Genomic DNA, 16,988 nt, shown 5'->3' with positions numbered 1-16,988 from the left:
AGTAACCTGGACAAAGGTAGGCCCGGCCGCCTGGCCGCCCGGCCCAATAAAAAAGCGGCTGCCCCGGTGGAGCAGCCGCTTTTTAGCTGTGCGGTACACGCTACTAAAACGAGTAGCGCACGCCCAGCTGGCCCTGCCAGCGCGAGGCCAGCTGGTCGATGGAGTAGGTAGCCGGCGAGCTGTAGGTGAAAGCCGGGCGGTTGAACGTGCTGCTGTAGCTGTTCGAGATGTTGCCGGCCGCGTCGGCAAAAGCCACCTGCGAGAGGCCGGTGCCGAGCGTCGAGTTGAAGGTGTTGGGCACGAAGTACTGGCGGCCCCAGCTGCGGTTCAGCAGGTTGCCCACGTTTTGCACGTCGAGCGAAATCTGGATGGTGTGGCGGGCGGGCACCTGGCCGGCCTCGTTGGCTTCGAGCTTGCCGAGCTTGGCTTCCAGCATCAGGCGCACGTCGGCCTGGTTGTTCCAGGGCGTGCGGGCGGCGTTGCGCTCGGCATACTGGCCGCGGCGGGTTTTGAGGTAGGCGTCGTTGTCGATGAAATTGCTGAGGGCCGCGTACTGCGCGCCGCTGGCGTCGAGCGTGTAGGGCGAGGTGTTGCTGGCGCGGCTTACGAGGGTAATGTCCGAGGCCGAGCCAGGAATGTACGCCAGCTGCACGTTCTGCTGGCCGTTGCCGAAGAAGTTGTTGTTATACACCCAGGTGTAGGGCGAGCCGCTGGCGTAGGTCAGCACCGAGGTGAAGTAGCCCGTAAAGCGCTGGCCCAGGCCGTGGTGCAGGTTGATGCTGGCCACTACGCGGTGGCGCAAATCAAAGTTGGAATAAGCCAGGCTGGGGTTGTTCACGTTCAGGGCCGGGTTCAGCTCCCAGTTGCTCTGAAACGAGTTGCGGATGCCGTTGCTGATGTCTTTGCTCACGCCGTAGGTGTAGGCCGTGTTCACGTCGAGGAAGTTGCCGAAGCCCTTGCCCACCGAGCCCGTGAGCTGGTAGCGGTAGCCCTGGCTGGTGTTGGTCAGCAGGAAGGCATTCGAGAGCAGCGGGTTAACCCGCGTGGCGGCCGAGGTAGTGCCGGGGAAGGTGTAGCCCGAGTAGCGGGGCGTCTGGGTCGGGCCCTGGCCGTAGTAGGTGGCGTTGTCGACCAGGTTGATGTTCGAGAACTGTACGTCCTGAATCACTTTCGTTACCAGGCCTTCTACCGAGGCGCGGAAGCCCATCGGCAATTTGAAGTCGAAGGCCAGCGACGAGCGCCAGATTTGCGGCAGCTTGAAGTTGGGGTCAATGAGGTTCACCTCGGTCGTATTCTGGGGCGAGCTAGATACCCGGGCAGCGTTCTGGTAAATCTGCGTGGGGTCCTGGCTAAGCAGCACCTGGGGGCCGGCGGCCTGGTTGGTGCTCGGCTGGAGGCCGTTGTAGTCCACCGAGTTGTAGTTCACGCCGTTGTTGTAGTAGGCGTAGCCAATCCAGGCAAACGGCACGCGGCCGGTGAAGATGCCCGTACCGCCGCGCACGACCACGCTACCGTCGCCCTTCACGTCGTAGTTGAAGCCCAGGCGGGGCGACACCTGCACCTTGCCGAAGAGGCGGTTGTCGAAGTTCTGCCAGCTGGTGTGCTGGTAGGTCTGGTTGAGGGTACGCGCGTCGTTAGCGGCCGTGTTCACGAGGTCGGCGCGCACGGCGGGCGGGTTGGGCAGCGAGGTGAGGTCGAAGCGCAAACCGGGCGTGATTTTGAGGCGGTCGCTGATGGCCCACTCATCCTGCACGTAAGCCGAGTACAGGTTGATGTTGAACGTCGCCGACGGGTTGTTGTAGTTGTAAGCGTAGCTGTTGTCGGTCGTGTTATACGTGCCCCGGATGCGGGTTGGCTGGTCGTTCAGGAACTGCGATACGCTGTTGTACTCGATGCGGCCGTTCCAGGAGTTAATAAAGCCGTAATCAATCTTATACAGCTCGTTGTGGGTGCCCAGCGTCAGGGTGTGGTTGCCCAGGAAATAGGTCAGGTTGTCGGTAATCTCGAAGGTCTTGGTGCGGGTGTTGAAGATGCTTGCCTCGCGGTCCGAGCCCAGCAGTACCTGGTTCGAGCCCCGGTAGTAGGTGTCCGAGTACAGCACGCCGTTGCCGATGTTGCCGCCCACGTTGTTAATCTGCACCGACGGAAACAGGTTGCTCTGCCCGCCCAGCAGCGAGCGGTAGTCGTGGATGTTGGTGTAACCCAAAATCAGGTTGTTGGCGATTTTGCTGTTGAAGTTCGACTTCACTTCCAGCACCGTCGAGTTTTGCAGGTTGTTCTGGTTGAAGTCCTGCGAGCCAAACTTAAACAAGCTGCCCGAGCGCTCTAGGTTGGTCGCCTCCGACTTTACGTAGTTGTGGCGCAGGGCAATGCTCGTCTTGTCATCGAGGTTGAAATCGATGCGACCAAACAGCTTGTCGCTGTTAGCGTGAATGTTATAGTCGTTGTAGTCGCCTACGTTGTAGCCGTAGGTGGTGCGCAGCTTGGCCGCGATGAGCTGGGCCAAGTCCGTCGAAACCGGCGAGCCGGGCGTGCCCGCGCCGTAGAACTGCGGCTCCTGGCGGCGGGCTATTTCGGCGTTTACGAAGAAAAACAGCTTGTTTTTCACAATCGGGCCGCCCAGGCGGAAGCCTGTCTGGTAGTCGTGGTAGCTGCTCCCGATTTTCGAGCGGTCGCCGTCCACGCTGGTGCCCGTCAGGGTCTGGTTGCGGCCAAAGCCGTACACCGAGCCGTGGAAATCGTTGGTGCCCGAGCGCGTCACGGCGTTAATCGAGCCGCCCGTAAAGTTGCCCAGCTTCACATCGAAGGGCGCTACCGAGGCCTGAATTTCCTGGATGGCATCGAGCGAAATCGGGTTGGCGCGGGCCGACGAGCCCGGCAGGCCCGAGGTGCCGCCCTGTCCGCCCAGCGAGGGCGAAAAGCCGATGGCGTCGTTGTTCACGGCCCCGTCGAGCGTGATGTTGTTGTAGCGAAACGACGAGCCCGCGAACGAACCGTTTGAGTTGCGCGGGTCGAGGCGCGTAAAGTCCTGAATGCTACGCGAAATGGTAGGTAGCTGCTGAATAGACTCCTTGCCCACGTTGGTGCCCGCGCCGGTTTTGGTGGCCTGTGTGTTGCCCGTAATCACGACCTCATTCAGCGCCTGCGCCTCGGCGGCCAGCGTAAAGTTGAGGCGCGTAGTGTTGCCCAGCGTCAGGTATATATTGTTGACCGTCTGCGGCTTGTAACCTACGTAAGTTACCGTAACGGAATAAGGTCCGCCGGGGGCCAGGTTGGGGATGCTGAAGCGGCCATCCAGTTCGGTGGCGGTGCCGCGCTTGGTGCCGGTGGGCACGTTGGTAGCCACGACGGTAACGCCGATGAGCTCTTCATTTTTGTCGGAAACGACCTTGCCGCCTATCGACGAGGTCGTAACCTGGGCCGCGCCCAGGCGGGCCAGCAACAGCAGAAAAAACAAGGCGACCAGCCGCGTTGCGGGTTGGCCAGGGGTAAGAGTTCGCATAAGAAGGGGTTAAGCCAATGCTGGTGCAAAGTTCCCCCGGTTAAGTGCCAGCGTTGGTTACCGAATTATTGGTAGTCGGTTATGGAATTGTTGGCGGCTGGTTACTGAATTGTTGGCGCGCCGTTCATCGTGTAACATTGGCATAATGCAAGGGCGCGGCGGCCCCGAGCACCCGCCGGCCGGGTCGCGGGCGGGTAGGGGCGCAGTGGGCCGCGCCATTCGGCCAGTTGAAAGCCGCGTTAAGCCGCCAAATACCCGCGCCCGTCGCCAATGCCCGGCGGGGGGTAGTTTTACCGCTCACCTTTGTATCACCTAACCGCTGCGCCAGTGCCGCCGGTGCCCGCAGCTCTGTTACTATGTTACTCTCCATGACTGGCTTTGGCCAGGCCCACCGCGAAACCGAGCGCTACACCGCCACCATCGAGCTGCGCTCGCTCAATTCCAAAACCCTTGACCTGAGTCTGCGCCTGCCGCGCTTTCTGCAAAACCACGAGCTCGAAATTCGTCAGCAAATCACCAAAGCCCTGCTGCGCGGCAAAGTCAATTTCAGTCTCGACTTCGTGCGCTCGGCCGCCGCGCCGGCCGCCGCCGCCACCTTCAGCCGCGAGGCGCTGCTGGCCGCCTACCGCGAGCTGCAAGCCGTAGCCGAGTCGCTGGGCATCCACCCCGGCGAGGACACGCTGCTGGCCGCCCTGCGCCTGCCCGGCGTAGTGCCCACGGCCTCCGAGCAGGCGCAGGCCGCCCAGGCCGATGCCCCCGACGAGCCCACCTGGGCCGAGCTTCAGCCGCTGTTGACCGAGGCGCTGGCCGCTATGCAGCAGTTCCGGCACGACGAAGGCCAGACCTTGCAGGCCGAGATACTGGGCTACATCGCCACCATCCGGCAGCAGCTGGCGGCCGTGGAGCTGCACGACCCGCAGCGCATCGCGCACGTGCGCCAGCGCCTAGCCGCCCACCTCGCCGAGCTTACCCAGCACGAGCAGTTCAATGCCACGCGCTTCGAGCAGGAGGTACTGTATTATATAGAGAAGCTCGACATCGCCGAGGAGAAAGTGCGCCTGGCCGCGCACCTCAACTACTTCGAGCAGGCCATCGGCCAGCCCGACGAGGCCGTGGGCAAAAAGCTGGGCTTCCTGGCCCAGGAAATTGGCCGCGAAATCAACACGATAGGCTCGAAGGCCAACGATGCCACCGTGCAGCACCTGGTAGTGGGTATGAAGGAAGAGTTGGAGAAGATTAAAGAGCAGCTTAACAATATTTTGTAGGCCGCGAAATATTTTCAAAAATAATTACTGCATCTTTTAGGCTAAGTTTTGTATTAATCCAATAATTAAGGTTTGGCGGGTAGTGTAAAAATTGGCTTGATTCATGAATTAGTTATTTTGATTATTATAGGTAAATTACTTATAGTGTGAATAGTAAATAAAATTGCTGTCGCGTTAAATTTTGATTTTGCCAGTATATAGTACCATTTATTGGCTCGCATTGCGGGTTGGATTTTAGGCGTAACTTCGATTCAACAAAAGCAAGCCCCCTATTTCAGCGCTCACTTTTACCTCTTACTCAGTTATGAAGTCTCTTTTACTAACGCTGCTCGTTTCCTTGTCGGGCCTGCTGATGGCCGCCCGCCCTGCCTCCGAGATTGAGCTGATTAAGAAGCGCGTGCTGAGCGAGCGCGTGGAGGTGCTGATTCCGAAGGGCTTTGAGCTGATGACCGAGCAGCAGATGGATTTCATCTACTCGCACGCCAGCAGCCGCCCCAGCGTGGTCTTCACCAACAACAACCTGGTGACGCTGTCCTTCAACTACTCCGACAACGAGGCCGACCAGGACATGGTGGACGTGTACCAAACCAACTTCTCGAAAACCTACCACAAGCAGTACAAGCAAACCACCTGGTTTGGCGAGGGCGTGAAGGAGGTTTCGGGCCGCAAAGTGGGCTACCTCGAATTTATGAAGCCCGAAATGGGCCACGAGGTGTACACGCTCGTGTTCTTTACCGACGTGCAGGGCAAGCTGCTCATCTGCACCTTCAACTGCGCCGACCGCCAGAAGCCCGAGTGGGAGCCGCTGGCCAAGAAGATTCTGAATTCGCTGAAAGCCAATAGCTAAGCCAAGTAATAAGTGGGGGATACTGGTGACTGATTGTTAGTGAGTTAAATTAAGCTAAACGCAGTGTATAGGTAGTTGTTAGGAAAAAGTAAAACTCCGGAAGCCCCGGCCGATTAGCGGCCGGGGCTTTTTGCTTTCTGCGAAGCATGGCGTGCACTACGCCGCTTTAGGCTAAGGCTGGCGGCCCATCTGCCCATCCAGAAAGTCGCGCACCAGCCCAAATGCCCCCGCAAAACCGGCCAGCGAGAGCGCGGCCGGTTGGTCGTTCACGTCGTGGTAGGCAGTGCTGCCGCCGCGCGTGTAGAGAAAAAACGCGGGCACGCCGGCCTCGGAGAAAGGAAAGTGGTCGGAGTTGGCGGCCCGGCCGCGGGCGGTGAGGCGCGACAGGTAGTGGTGGGCGTCGTTGAGGGCGGTAAGGCGCTGGTAGGCGGGCGCGAATACTCTGCCGTTGACGACGGTGGCGCCCTCTTCGCCAGTGCCGAGTAGGTCGAGATTTACCAGGAACTTGATGCGCGGCAGCGGCACCAGCGGGTGCGCCACGAAGTAGCGCGAGCCCACCAGCCCCGCCTCCTCGGCCCCGAACAGCAAAAACACGACCGAGCAGGCGGGTTGGTTTTCGGGGCGGGCGTAGTGGGCGGCCAGCTCCAGCAGCAGCGCAACGCCGCTGGCATTGTCGTTGGCCCCGGGGAAGTAGGTGGCGCGGCCCATCATGCCCAGGTGGTCGTAGTGCGCCGACACTACCAGGAAGCTGTCGGGCTGAATTTTGCCGCGCACCACGGCGGCGAGGTTCTGGGTCTGGTAGTTGCGCAGGAGCTGGGCGTCGAGCTGAATATCAACCGTTTCGTTTGGAAAAGCCGGGATGGCTGTGCCATGACTGCTTACCTGCTCGGGCTTGTAGACAAGCGGAGTCAGTAGTTCTATCTCCACCCGCTGAAGCTGCTCGCCCGCCAGCGAACCGGTAAGCTTGGGCACACACTTGAGCCAGACTTTAGCTGCATTGAGGTGCTGTTGCAGCGGCAGCGGTAGCGTGCTGAATCGAGCGGCATCGCGGCCGGTTAGTAGCAGGGCTCTATCAGCAAGAGCAATGGCGGCCAAACGCTGCTGGCTGGCCTGGTTGGTGAAGGCAGTGGTATCAAATAGCAGCACGGGTAGCTTTCGGTAATTGCCACCCCCTGAGGCGGGCGCGGCGATGTAGTCGCGCCCGGCTTCACCAAACTGGCGTGCGAGTAATTGCCCTTGTCCGTAATTAAATTTTAGACTCAACTCGCCCGGAAACGTATTCACGTCCAGCCCGAAAGGCTGCGTATAATCGGGCACGAGCGGCTGCACGCCCAGCTGCCGCAGCCGCCCGCGCAGGTAGGTGGCGGCCAGGTGCTCGCCGCCCTGCACGTAGCCGCGGCCGTGCATTTTGGGCGAAGCTAGTTCCTCAATGGTGCGGCGGGCGCGGGTGAGGTCGGGCGCTTGCGCCTGGGCGCGGGGGGCAAAAAAAAGGCTGCTACCGAGGAGTAGCAGCACTAGGAGCAACGGCGTGGCCAGCTGGCGGCGCTGCCACCAGCGCCAGCCGCCGCGCACGAGTAGCAGCGCCAGGGCCGCGCCCACGCTGTCGCCGACCAGGTCGGTCCATTCGGCATTGCGGCCCAGGTGCATGGCGTACTGCGCTACCTCAATGAGGGCCCCAAACACTACGCAGCCCACCAGCACCACCAAGCTGGCGCGCCGCGCCAGCGCAGGCCAGCGCCGCTGCCGGCTCAAGGAAAACCAGCTCAGCGCGGCCAGCACGGCGAACACGCCCGCGTGCGCGGCCGTGTCAAACGACAGGAATTTCCACTCAGGCGTCTCGGGCAGGTTTTTCGACGGGGTGAGGGTGAGCCACAGCATGATGAGCGTCCAGGCGATGGGTAGGGCGGCGTAGGCACGGCGCGGCGCGGGCGAAGTCGTTTGCATAAAAAAGAAAAAAGACCGCACAAAAACGCCATGCCCGCAGCCGGGCATGGCGTTTTCAGGCAAAAGAAAAAACCTAGGCGCCGATGAGCTCGCCGTAGGCTTCGGCCGTCATCAGGCCCTCGATTTCCGACGGGTTGCCGACCGACATCTTGATAATCCAGCCGTCGCCGTAGGGGTCCGAGTTCACGGTTTCGGGGGCGTCGGCCAGCTTGGCGTTCACTTCCAGCACGGTGCCGCTGATGGGGCTGAACAGGTCGGAAACCGTCTTCACGGCCTCTACCGTGCCGAATACGTCGTGCTGGGCAATCTCTTTGTCAACCGTGTCAACGTCCACGTACACGATATCACCAAGCTCACGCTGGGCGTGGTCGGTGATGCCGATGTACGCCACGTCGCCTTCCAGGCGCAGCCATTCGTGGTCCTTGGTGTAGTGCAGAGTGGTAGGGAGCGTCATGTTTAGTTGGATGAGTGGTTTTTTGGATGAGTGAATTCGCCAGGCAGCAAGTGCGCGAATGAAGCCGCCGCAAAAGTACAGCGCAACCGCGCGTAGCACCTATGTTAAAAGCTCCATTCGCTCATCCACTCATCCCAAAACCACTCATCCACTCATCGACCTATTGCAGGCTGTAGCGCAGCTGAATGCCGCCCTCGCTGGTCGAGTTGCGGAAGGCGTTGCTGACGCGGGGCTGGGTGATGGTTTGGGTGAAGTAAAACTGGAGGTTGAGGCGCGAGTTGAGCAGGTAGTCGACGGTGGGGCGCAACTGCACTTGCAGCGAGCCGTTGGTAATCTGCGAGGTAGCGGTGCCCACGTCGCCATTCACCGGGGCCGTGTTGCTGCCCTGGGGCCGCAGGTCGGGGATGGGGTCGGTCGAGTTGAGGATGCTGCGCTGAATGGTAACGTTGTCGCGGATGCTCAAATCGAGGCGGGCTTGCAGGTTGTTTTTGAGGGTGCGCTGCTCGCCGCCTACCCGGAAGGGCAGCTTGAGGCCGGTGGCCGCGTAGCCCAGCCCGATGGTGATGTCGGAGGTGTGCAGCTCGGTTACCTGGGCGTTGGTAGTATTCAGGGCCACGGCGCGGCTGGTGCTGTATTGCAGGCGGCCAGTCACGTTGTTCACGGTCTGGAAGTTGACGCCCAGCAGCGGCGTCAGGCTTTCCAGGAAGCTCACCTGGCCCACCACGTAGTAGGGCACGTACTGCCCGGTAGCGTTGTAAGTGAAGGGTATGCTGCTGTTAAAATCGGGCTCACCGCGCGAATACTGCGTATTCTTGGTATAAGCGCCCAGCGTGTACACCGACGAGTACACGTGGTTGATGGTGAACGAGCGGAACACCTCGCGGATGCCCGGCAAATCGGCAAAGCTGTTGTACTCGATGCGCCAGTTGGGCAGCGGTATCACGCCGAAGGGGTTGAATTTCTTGGCCGTGTAGCCGTCCGACGACTTGCCGTGGTAGGCATCCAGGAAGCTCTGAATCAGCACTTCCTGCGAGTTGTAGCTGTAGAGGCCGGCCGTGGTGTTGGTGTTCGAAGGAGTAGCCGGGTTAGCGGCTTGCAGGCGTTGCTGCACCGCCGCCCGGTTTTGCACGAAGCGCTCGAAGGCCTTGCTGGTTTCGCCGTTGTTGCCCAGGTCGCCAAACATCGTCTTGATGGTAATGGTGGTGGTGCTGAACGTGCCCGTGCCCACTATCTGGGGAGTTATCGGTAGGCTTAGGTTTGGCGATAAGTAGCCGAAGTCGCGGTAGGCCGCCGTGGTCGTATCAATAGCATTGCGGTAGTACGACTCGTCGTTTTTGGTGCGCTGCCAGCGCGCGTCGAGCTGGATGTTGAAGCCCCGGAACGGCTCCAGCGTGGTGCGGGCCGAGATATTATCGGTCAGCAGCGAGCTCAGCGCCGTGTTCAGGTACTGGCTATTGGGGGTGTACCAGTTGCTGGCCACCGCCTGCTGGTACAGCGCTTCGAGGTCGTACTGCCGGCCCAGCACGAAGGGAATGCCGGGGGCTAGCCCATCGAAATTATCGCCCCCAGTGAGCCCGAAAAAGCGGGTTTTGGGCAGGTAGCCCGGTAGCAGCGTGCCGTTGGAGTGGGCGTAGGTGAAGTTGATGGAGCGCGCCGTCATAATGGCGCGCAACGCGGCCTTCACGAAGCGCAGCGGGTCTTTCTTAGCTGTGTCGGGCGCGGCCTCCACCTTGGGTAGGCGCGCGCCCACGGGCGTGCCGGCGGCGGGCAGGGCCGGGCGGGGGCGGGGCTTGGGCTGGGCGTTATTGATGATGTTCAGAAACTTCACTTTGTTGTACAGCTTCACCAGGTCAATCTTGCCGTTGGCCGTAAACTCGGCGTTGTTCTGTATCGTGTTGCCCAGGTTGATAACCACCGTCGAGGTGTCGGTAGGGTCGGGGCTGCCGTCGGGTAGGCGGCGCGGAGTGTAGTTGGGGTTGGGCGTGCGCAGGGCCGTGGAGGCCGCCTGCCAGGTGTAGTGCGCCGCGTAGCGCAGGTCGGCTTGCAGCCAGTCGGTGAGCGGAAACTTGTCAAGCGGCAGCCGGTAGGTGGCCGCAATGGTCTGGTCGAAGTTGGTGGTGCGCCCGCCCAGCAGCAGGTTTTTGCGCAGCAGCTCGCGGTTGGCCTGGGCCACGTCGCTGGTGCCGATAGAGCGGCCCGCGCCCTCATCTACCACGCCGCGGTTGTTGGCCGTGTAGTCGAGAGCCAGCGATTTGAAGATGTCCCAGCGCAGGTCGTACACGCGGTTCACGAAAAACGACTTGTAGAATACGCCCGGAATATCCCGGGTGGTGGGCAGCGTGCCGGGCTCCAGCACGCGCTGCAAAAACCGCTCGTTGTAGCGCCGGTCGAGGTCCATGCGGAACGAAAAGCGCGTGGGCAGCGGCGAGATATTGACTTCTTTGAAAATCTTGAGGTAGGGGTTATCCAGCAGCTTCACGCCGCTGAAGGGCGTGAGGCTGCGCGGCTTGGTCTGGTACACGTAGGCCAGCGCCGCCGTGTACGAGCGCGAGTAGTCGCTCTGGGTGTTGATGTCGGAGTGCTGGCGCTCGGTGATGGCGTAGCTCACGGCCACGTTTTCGATGTCCCAGGGGTGCACCTTGGTTTGGGTGGGGCCGCGCTCCTTGCGCACGTTCAGCACCGAGATGCTGCGGCTGGTGGTGCGGTCTACCACCAGCTTCTGGTATTCGGCCTTGGCCTCCGGGGTCTGAAATTTGCGCAGGCTCTGCTCCAGCTTGGTGTCGGGGTCGAGCGGGTCGTATTGCGGCGTGATGGTCTGGGTGCTGGCCTGCACCAGCACGGGCACCTTCAGGCGCAGGGCCGGGGGCAAGAACTTGTCGACGGCCACCGTGGCGTTGAGGTCGCCGCGCAGCACGTCGCTCGTCGAGCGGGCCTGGGCTTTGTCCTGCAAGCCCCCGAAGCCTACGCCGATAAACGAGCCCGTGGCCGTGATGTTGGCCAGGTCGGCCAGCTTCACGTTCAGGCGGGCGTTGGCGGCCCAGCCGCCCTGGCTTTCAAAGTCAAACACGCGTAGCTCGTCGGCCCACATGCACAAGGTTTTGGCGCGCTTGTCGTCGCCGGGGTTGTCGGTGGTGCCGAGCGGGTTCAGCATGCCAATCATGCAGCCCTGCACCGCCGAAAAGTCGGGGTTGCCCACCACCGTGATGGTGTTGCCGTTGGGCAGCGTCACGGTGTAGGGCTGGTTGAGGCTCGCGGTGCCCGTCGCCAAGGCAATATTACGGGCCGACTTGGCATCGATAAAATCCTGGAACGCCACGTCGATGCGGTTGGCTTCGGGCCATATCTGGTCTACGCCGGTGTCGCCGTTCTTAGTCAGGATGAGCGGCAGCGAATATTGGTAGTAGTTCTGGGTGTAGTCGGTGCCGATGCGGATAAACGCCTGCACGTCCCGGTCCTTGGTGTTGGGGTCCTGCGTGTCGGCGTGCAGGTACATGCGCAGGCGCTTGTAGCGCAGCAGGTTGATGGTGATGTTCTTGTAAGCCGCCTTGGCGTAGCCGTCGGTCAGGTTTTCCACGCACAGGCGCAGGCTCTGCTCGTTTTGCTGGCGCGACACCGACGTGGAGCCGTACTCCACGTCGCGCGTGATGCCCGGCGGCTGCACGTAGGGGATGCCGCCGCCGTTCGACAGGCCGTTTTCTTCCAGGCTCACCGTCGAGATGTTGAAGGCCGTGGCGTCAGTCACCTGCTGGCCCACCGTGAGGGCGGGGTCGGTGATGCGCGTGAGGTAGCGGCGCCACTGGTTGGCCACGAACTGCGGCTGCACCAGGCGCAGCACCACCGGCTGCTGCCAGCCCGTGAGGTACATCCGCATAAAGCGAATGTTCTTGAAGCCGCTGGGCTGGCCCTGCACCGCCGAGGGCTCGCGCACCGGAATGCGGAACTGGTACCACGTCACGTCGTCGCCGTTTATCTTGTTCGTCACCTGGTCGATGACGTAGTTCTGGCCCACGGCCAGGCCGCCCGGCCGCAGGTTCATGGCGTACTCGTAGTAGTTCTCGCTGTCCTGCACTACGTTGTCGCGGTTCAGGTCTTCCTTGTCGGGGTAGGCCGTGGCGCTCAGCTGCGAGCCCTCGGGCGAGTTGCCCTCGTAGTTGTCGTAGTCTTTGTAGCGCCCGATAATCTGGGTATTATTCTGGTCAAACGACGGGTCGAGGTGGTGGCGGAAGTCGTCGCCCGAGGGGTCGGCCAGGGTGCTGAACACGGGTGCGACCCCCGCGTTGGCCGGGGTGTAGAAAGCCTGCTCGTCGATATTTACCAGCCCTTCCAGCCCGATGTCCTGGCTGGCGCGGGCCCCCGGAGCCGCGTTAAAGGCATCGGTCAGGAACTGCTGCGTGGTCACGCGGCCCCATATGGTAGATGCGGTCAGAAGCGCCGGATTAGAGTCGGCGGGCGTCGGCAGGCCGTTTTCAAACTCGTGCTGGTTGCCATCTTTCAGCACGTCCTCGCTCACGTTGCCCAGGTTCAGAATAAGCTGCCCGCCGGTGCTGTTGTCCGTGTAGGGCGGCGTGCCAGCCGGGTTGGCCGTGCCAGGGTCCTTATTCAAGGCATCAGCCAGCCCGTTGGCTCCCTTGATGAAAGGGTCCATCATCCAAAACTCCAGGTACTCAACGTTAGCGTTATCAAAGTCAGTATCGAAGGTGATGGCCCGCGACACGCCCGCGAAGCGCCGCTGCAAGCCCAGCGCTGTGTTGGAGCTGTTGGTAAAACGCCGCCCGTCGCTGCTGACGTCGGGCGAGTAGTTATAAGGCCCGCGCTCGCTGGGGAAGTAGGCCATGTCAAACGAGTACTCGAAGCCGTTGCCGGTCGCGCCCAGGTCTTTGTTAGGGAAAACCTCGTTGCGCTGAATGCCCCGTGTGTAGTGGTTGTTGAGCGTGGCAGTCGAGATGTTGGCCGACACCGCCGAGCCGCCCGTGTAGTAGCTCTGGTCGACGGTGTACCAAGCCAGCTTGCCGCGCTGGAAATTGGTCGCCAGCCCCTGCGTAGCCCCTACAATAGGTGCCGGCGTGGCCGCCAGCCGCCACGCCGGCACCGAGGCCAGCCCGTAGAGCGTGTAGGGCGTGCGGGCATTTTCAAAGTCGTCGATGTAGCTCACGCCGTTTTCGCCGCGCCCGAGCTGTGCCTGGCCCGCGATGAGCTTGGCCACCTCGCCCGTAAATGACACCGTTGAAATCTCCTTGGTCGACACGATGGGCAGCGCATCGACCAGCTTGGTGAGCACCCGGCTGTCCTTGCGGAAGCTCATGTCGGCGCCCAGGATGGTGTTATTGGCCGGCTCGTCGCCCACGTTCACGCGGTTGATGCCGGGGGCCTGGTTTTCCAGAATGTGCATGGCCGTGAAGCCAAACAGCGCGTCCTTGTTCACGGCGTAGTCGAGGCGGGTGCCCAGCAGCTTGCGCGGCTGCACCTGCACCAGGGCATTTTTCTCGAAGGCCACCCGCAGCTCGTTGGCCGCGTTCAGGTAGGCCGTGTTCAGGATTTTAACCTTGGCCTGGTCGTAGAAAACCTGGTAGTCGACGCCCTCCGTCAGCAGCGTGCTGCCCGAGTACACCTTCACCGAGCCCTGCGCCACCCCAATGCCAGGCAGGCTTATCTCATCGGCCCCGGCCGCCCCCTGGAAGCGCCCGCGAATGAAAAACTTGTCTTTGGTCTGGACTTGCTGCGCGTCGCTCTGGGTTTGCGTGTACAGCTCGGGGTACACGTATTTCTGCACCAGCAGCAGCTCGCTGGCCGCGATAGCCGGCGTCACGGGCGGCAGCGGCGGGTTGGTAGTGGCCCCCCGGGGGGTAGTATCAAACTGTTGTTGCAAGTACGAGCCAAACGGCTGCACGCTCGGAAAAATAATCTTGCCCAGCTCGGGGTCGATGGTCACGCCCGGAAAGTAGTCGAAGTTGCCGTCGGCGTTGCGGTCGTTGTTGGCGTTCACGCGGTCGAGCCCCAGCACCTGAATCAGCGGCAGGTTCGTAATGCGGTTGCCCTCCTTCAGCGAAATCAAGTCCACGCCCGTCGCGTCGTCCTTGTAAATAATCTGAAGGTTGAAGTTGTCGCGGTTGAGCTGCGAGGCGTTCAGGGAGTAGATGTTTTTCATCATCAAATCCCAGGTCGGCGAGTTGCCCAGCGTTTGGTACGCTTGGTTCACGTTTTGGAGCGTGGCGCTCACCACGCCCACGCCGGGGTTGGTGGCTTTCAGCAGCTTCAGGAAGATAACCTGGTCGGGCTGCACGCTGCCGTACTCGTTCACGGTTTCGCCCACCGTGTAGGTGCGGCCGTTGTAGATGTACGAGTAGCTCACGCCCAGCACCTGGTCGGGTAGCAGGGCCGTGTTCAGGTTGATGTAGCCGAGCTGGGCGTTGAAGGTGTACTCGCTGGTAGTGAGCTTGCGCGCCCGGATGCGCTCGTAGTCCAGGTTCTTAACCAGGTTCACGGTGCCGGTGCCCCCGCCCAGCGCCAGGTTCAGGTTGCCCAGCGTTTGCTCTATCTGTAGGTTGTCGCGGCTGCTAGTGCCGCTGTTGATAATGCTGTTGTAGAGATAGTTGGCAATATTGCGGGCCGGTGTTTTTACCGTGGGCGCCGTGGCTGGGTTGTAAAGGGCCGTCCGCAAAATGCGCTCCTGGCGCGGCTCGCCCAGGTCTTGCAGGGCCACCACGTTGCGCAGATTGTCGGTGGTGCGGTTGTCGTTGGTCACGTACACCTCGAGGCGGGTGATGGTGATGCCGCTCTGCACCGTGGGCAGGGTGCGCAGGTTCTGGTCGTAGTTGTCGCGGAAGTATTGCGACAAAAAGTAGTGCCGGTCGCGCTCGTACTGGCTGGCTTTCAGCTCGAAGGTGCGGCTCTGGGCACCATTCTGCACCCGCACCTCGTCGGCCGAGCCGCGCAGGGTAGCCGCCACCGCCGTCACGCCCAGCCGCCCAAATTGCAGCTGGGTTTTGATGCCAAACAGGTTCGAGCCGCCTGTTATCAGCGAGTTGTTCAGCGGCATGCTCACGTTGCCGAGGTCCAGCTTGCGCAGGATATCGGTGGGCTGCCCGGCGTAGTCAAACTTCATTTGGTTGTCGAAGTCAAACGCCGCCTTGGTGTCGTAGTTAAACGTGAGCTTGAGCTTGGTGCCCACCGTGCCGCTCAAGTTCAAATTCAGGTTCTGGTCAAAAATAAAGTCGCCCACGCTCTGCTGGCGCAGCGTGAGGGCGGGGTTGCGGTTCACGTTCTGGCGCCAGCCCAGCTTGAGCGTGAGCGCGCCCGCCGGCCGCATGTCGATGTAGCGCCCGCCAAAAATGCGGTCGGCCACCGGCCCCAGGTCGATTTTCGGAATCAGGCGCTGCGCCTGCGCCGAGCCCGGCTGCGCGCCCGGTCCCGCCACGCCGCCCTGGCTCTTCAGGCGGTAGTAGTCGCTGATGGCCTGCCGCTCCTGAAAGCGCAGCAACTCCTCACGCGAGATTTCGGTAGGGTCGCGGTAGTCGACCTCGTTGCCCACCGTTTCGCGCACCTGGTAGCGCTTGCTGCTATCGTCGGGCGTCACGTTCAGCTGCACGCTCTTGGGCAGGGGCAGCACCAGCGGCGAGCGCCGCCGCTGCGGCGAAAAGCGGCTGCCCGCCCGGTCGCGCGTCCGCACCTTGGGGCGGCGGCTGGGGCGGTAGCGGCCCGTATCGGCCGGCACGCCCTGCTGCGGCAACCCCAGGCCGCCCGACCACGTAAACGTCCCAAACGGAGTGCGCGCCCGGCCGGCCGGGCCGGCAGCACCTGCCCACGCGGCCGCCATAAATACCGACGAGACAAACGCCGTCGTCAATATTGTGGCAGGGCTAAGCAGTTTATAACCAGCAGAAAGTAGAGACTTCAAGCAGATGCAAAGGTGCGGCGGCCCCGCGGCCGAGCCGCAGGTTGCCGGGTTTAACTAAGTGAATTTTCAAAGCCTGGGCGACCCTAAAAGCCGCCCAAACCCGGTAAGTGTAGCTGCACGTGCGGCCGATTGCCTAGTGCGACTTGAGGGCAAATTTGATGAGCTCTTCCACGCTCAGGTCGTTGCCGTGCTTGTGCTGAATCTGGTCGAGGGTCTTCTCGGCCGCCGCCCGCGCAAAGCCTAGCATTACCAGGGCCTGCAACGCTTCCTGGCGCTGGGTATTGTGCTGGCGGGCCAGGGGCACGGTGTCCACGCCGGCCTTGGCCAGCAGCTCGTCTTTGCGCAATTTGTCTTTAAGGTCGAGTATGACGCGCTGCGCCGTTTTGGGGCCCACACCTTTAATGCTCTGGATGGCGCGCACGTCCTCGTTCACGATGGCCTGGCGGATTTCGCCCACGCCCATGCTGCTCACCATGATGATGCCCGTGCCCGGCCCGATGCCCGACACCGAAATCAAGTGCAGAAACAGCGCCTTCTCGTTGGGGTCGAGAAAGCCGTACAGCGTCTGCCCATCTTCCTTGATGTGCTGGTAGGTATACACCTTAACCTTCTGGTCTTCAGCGGGCAGCTTGGAATAAGTAGCCAGCGATATTTTAACTTCGTAGCCCACGCCGCCGGTGTCAATAATGGCTTGGGTGGGGTCTTTATAGGCGAGTTTACCGTCGAGGTAGGCAATCATTGAAAGAGGAATTAGGAAGCGCGGGCCGGCCCAAAATGCCCGGTGCAGGCAATTGCCAAATGGGCGGGCGGTTCGCGGCTTTATACTTTCCAAAAATAAGCCCGACCCGCCGAAACTCAAGGCCGCCCGTCAGGTGCCTCCCGGAATCTTACTACGGCGGCGGGTAGCAGCGACGGGCTGGCGTGGCCTGGCTCGCTAGAATACAACTTCACAAGAGCCTAATGAGCGTGAATTTCAGCCTGAACCGGCCGGGCGATGTGTCACCTCAGCCTAGCTCGACCAAACGCGGGGGCAATGCGCGCATTGCCATTCTTTTCAGAAAAGCGCTTGGGCTGAAAGCTCA

General features: G+C 61.5%; 7 protein-coding genes. 2 read left to right on the top strand and 5 right to left on the bottom strand.

The features are described from left to right. Nucleotides 1-103: 103 nt before the first annotated feature. The gene (locus VFO93_RS20175; RefSeq protein WP_325136197.1) at nucleotides 104-3,502 is read right to left on the bottom strand and encodes a TonB-dependent receptor; all 3,399 of its coding nucleotides are present in this window, start codon (nucleotides 3,500-3,502) and stop codon (nucleotides 104-106) included. Nucleotides 3,503-3,870: 368 nt separating this feature from the next. Here VFO93_RS20175 and VFO93_RS20170 point away from each other — a divergent pair, with 368 nt between their 5' ends. Together VFO93_RS20170 and VFO93_RS20165 are read left to right on the top strand one after the other, a co-directional pair. Further along, nucleotides 3,871-4,767 carry a YicC/YloC family endoribonuclease gene (locus tag VFO93_RS20170; RefSeq protein ID WP_325136196.1) on the top strand — a complete coding sequence of 299 codons (897 nt, stop codon included), beginning with the start codon at nucleotides 3,871-3,873 and terminating at the stop codon, nucleotides 4,765-4,767. A 304-nt stretch (nucleotides 4,768-5,071) separates the two neighbouring features. After that, nucleotides 5,072-5,614 carry a hypothetical protein gene (locus tag VFO93_RS20165; RefSeq protein WP_325136195.1) on the top strand — a complete coding sequence of 181 codons (543 nt, stop codon included), beginning with the start codon at nucleotides 5,072-5,074 and terminating at the stop codon, nucleotides 5,612-5,614. 171 nt (nucleotides 5,615-5,785) lie between these two features. Here the strand turns inward: VFO93_RS20165 and VFO93_RS20160 are convergent, their stop codons facing one another. From VFO93_RS20160 to ruvA, 4 genes are all read right to left on the bottom strand, one after another. Continuing rightward, the gene (locus VFO93_RS20160; protein WP_325136194.1) at nucleotides 5,786-7,558 is read right to left on the bottom strand and encodes a VanZ family protein; all 1,773 of its coding nucleotides are present in this window, start codon (nucleotides 7,556-7,558) and stop codon (nucleotides 5,786-5,788) included. A gap of 73 nt (nucleotides 7,559-7,631) precedes the next feature. Further along, nucleotides 7,632-8,012 (bottom strand): glycine cleavage system protein GcvH, encoded by a 381-nt coding sequence (gene gcvH, locus VFO93_RS20155; protein WP_325136193.1) that lies wholly within the window; start codon nucleotides 8,010-8,012, stop codon nucleotides 7,632-7,634. Between the two features lie 160 nt (nucleotides 8,013-8,172). Further along, nucleotides 8,173-15,825 (bottom strand): cell surface protein SprA, encoded by a 7,653-nt coding sequence (gene sprA, locus VFO93_RS20150; protein ID WP_325136192.1) that lies wholly within the window; start codon nucleotides 15,823-15,825, stop codon nucleotides 8,173-8,175. Between the two features lie 214 nt (nucleotides 15,826-16,039). Beyond that, on the bottom strand, nucleotides 16,040-16,645 hold the full coding sequence (gene ruvA, locus VFO93_RS20145; protein WP_325136191.1) for a Holliday junction branch migration protein RuvA: 606 nt from the start codon (nucleotides 16,643-16,645) through the stop codon (nucleotides 16,040-16,042). Nucleotides 16,646-16,988: the final 343 nt, after the last annotated feature.

Source organism: Hymenobacter sp., assembly GCF_035709525.1.
Lineage (GTDB): Bacteria > Bacteroidota > Bacteroidia > Cytophagales > Hymenobacteraceae > Hymenobacter.
This window is presented reverse-complemented; position numbering and strand designations above follow the sequence as displayed.

Coding starts and splice junctions, on each gene's coding strand:
- VFO93_RS20175 (WP_325136197.1), bottom strand. CDS start 3,502: ATGCGAACTCTTACCCCTGGCCAACCCGCAACGCGGCTGGTCGCCTTG.
- VFO93_RS20170 (WP_325136196.1), top strand. CDS start 3,871: ATGACTGGCTTTGGCCAGGCCCACCGCGAAACCGAGCGCTACACCGCC.
- VFO93_RS20165 (WP_325136195.1), top strand. CDS start 5,072: ATGAAGTCTCTTTTACTAACGCTGCTCGTTTCCTTGTCGGGCCTGCTG.
- VFO93_RS20160 (WP_325136194.1), bottom strand. CDS start 7,558: ATGCAAACGACTTCGCCCGCGCCGCGCCGTGCCTACGCCGCCCTACCC.
- gcvH (WP_325136193.1), bottom strand. CDS start 8,012: ATGACGCTCCCTACCACTCTGCACTACACCAAGGACCACGAATGGCTG.
- sprA (WP_325136192.1), bottom strand. CDS start 15,825: ATGGCGGCCGCGTGGGCAGGTGCTGCCGGCCCGGCCGGCCGGGCGCGC.
- ruvA (WP_325136191.1), bottom strand. CDS start 16,645: ATGATTGCCTACCTCGACGGTAAACTCGCCTATAAAGACCCCACCCAA.